Here is a 2146-nt window from a genome sequence, read left to right on the forward strand (position 1 = left end):
CACCCGTTCCCATCCCGAACACGGAAGTTAAGCCTCAGATCGCCGATGGTACCTGGCCCCCGGGCCCGGGAGAGTAGGTCGCCGCTGGATTCACGGGCCCCTTGAGAAAATCCTCGAGGGGCCCTTTCTTGTTTTATCCCGTCCGCGCAATGTCGCGCTGTCATTCCCGCGGCGGCTTATGCAAGACTATTTTGTATATTCTGTACAAATGAATAGACTTTCCGCGTACATCTTGTTTCTCTCCCTTTTTCTCCTTGTTGCTTGCGACAGTGCCAAAAAGGATTTCATGACTCCGAAGCAGGGGGAGGTTGTTATAGATGTCAATACCGAAGAGTATTCGCTGAACGGAACCGTTATCGGCAAGACCGCCACCGATATTTCGAATAATGAAGATTTGCTAATTATGCCTCTCGATAATGAATTGCAAGAGATTCGAAGGGTTGAACAAGAAGAGGCTTTAAGGAAGGGAATTCCTGCCGATGAATCAAATGCTAGGCTTCATATCGATGAAAACCTTTCGTATGACGTTTTTTATAAAGTTATCGCTACGATGGGGTTCAGTGGATATGTATCATTTCAATATGTGATCGGTTCTAATTTCAGGGAACCACTTGATATGAATTTGCCAGAAAGAAGTTCGTATCATTTTTCAGATGAGGGAATAAATCTTTCTTCATGCCGGCGAGAAAAAATTGAGAGGCAAATGGATAAGTTTTCAAAAAAAATTTCACATAAAAGAATTATAACTGATGAAATTCTGGATAGGCGTATTAAGGATACTGAACTGCTTGTAAAGTGTGCTCAAAAATTTATTGATTTTTCATTAACCATAAGATCTAATGGAGATTGTCTTTCTTATGAAGTAAGCTTGAATGAATCCGGTTTGATCGATGGGGAAAAAGTGTACACCTATGAAAATATAGATGATGTATGGAAATTTATAGAAGATATTCGTCTTAGACGAGAATTGCAAGATAAAGAAGATAGCGATCAGATATTTGTAAGTTTTAAAAAGGACGTGTTGGTTAAAAAATTTGCACCTATAGTGAAAAAATTAAAAACTTATGGTTATAAGATTCGATTGTATTTGGATTTGGAATAGTATGAGGAATAACGCATACAAATGAATGGGTTTTCCGCATACATCCTGTTTTCTCCCTTTTTCTCCTTGCGGCAACGTTATCGGTAAGACCGCTACCGATATTTCTGCTATTCATGATCTGTTGATTGTGCCTCTTGAAAGTGAGCTAAATAAGAAAAGATAGACTGAACTAGAGGAAGCTTTTTTATTCATCGACATGTGCCTTTTTTGAGGTATAAGTATGGGCGTAATCGCTCAAAGTTGTTGCTTAATGAATTTTTGAGTGCAAAGAATGATCATAGAGAATCTGAAATAGAGTGTTTTAAAGATTATAAAGCTTTGGATTAGTTATTGACATTTTATGGCTCAAAAGATGACATTACTTATGTTGTTAGCTTGAATGAAAATGCATTAAGTGAAAATAGTTCGTTTCATGGCTATAACTATCATTCTTTTAATAATCAAGAAGATTTATGGAAATTCTTAGCGGATGTCCGTTCAAAAGAAGAATCGTTTAATCAAAAGAATCCTCCAAAAGAAATAAAATGTGCTCAGGACTTATTAGAAAGCCAGATGAAAATACTTTTTGAAAAAGATGTGTTAATGAAAGATATTGCTCCCATAATCAAAGGACTAAATGCTCTTGGATACAGCGGGGATAGAATTATTTTGTATAAGTCAAATGGCGTGCATAGAATTTAGCCCTTTGGTTTTTCGGTAACCGTTATCAATTCAATCATTGCGATACCGCTCTGTTCAATAGCTATCGTTGCTTAAAGCATTGCTGTTATTAAGTTGATTACCAATTTGGAATGTTAATATTGTGTTAACAACGTGTAACTTTTACGGATGGTACGAATATTTTTCAAAAAAAGTGAAATTTTTTTACGCTACCCCCTTGTTTTTCCTCCCGAATATTCTATAATTGGTCTCACCCTCGAAACGACGGTCAAAACGAAGAATCGAGAGTAAAGCGAAAGCCCGCGAGACTTTCGGGAAGATTGAAGGAATCGGAGATGTGCTTAGTGACGGCCCAAGAAAATTTCTTGGAAGTCAAATTTACGA

At 37.5% G+C, this 2146-nt stretch carries 2 protein-coding genes and 1 rRNA gene; all 3 read left to right on the forward strand.

Annotation, left to right across the window (positions count from 1 at the left end; genetic code table 11):
* A 5S ribosomal RNA gene (rrf, locus tag BUC30_RS15720) occupies positions 1 to 90 on the forward strand; the annotation flags it as partial.
* Positions 91 to 286: 196 nt separating this feature from the next.
* Positions 287 to 1102: a hypothetical protein gene (locus tag BUC30_RS15725; protein ID WP_139260873.1), complete on the forward strand. Its 816-nt coding sequence runs from the start codon at positions 287 to 289 to the stop codon at positions 1100 to 1102.
* A gap of 330 nt (positions 1103 to 1432) precedes the next feature.
* On the forward strand, positions 1433 to 1783 hold the full coding sequence (locus BUC30_RS15730; RefSeq protein ID WP_073443432.1) for a hypothetical protein: 351 nt from the start codon (positions 1433 to 1435) through the stop codon (positions 1781 to 1783).
* Positions 1784 to 2146: the final 363 nt, after the last annotated feature.

The sequence above is a fragment of the Fibrobacter sp. UWB7 genome, from assembly GCF_900142945.1.
Lineage (GTDB): Bacteria > Fibrobacterota > Fibrobacteria > Fibrobacterales > Fibrobacteraceae > Fibrobacter.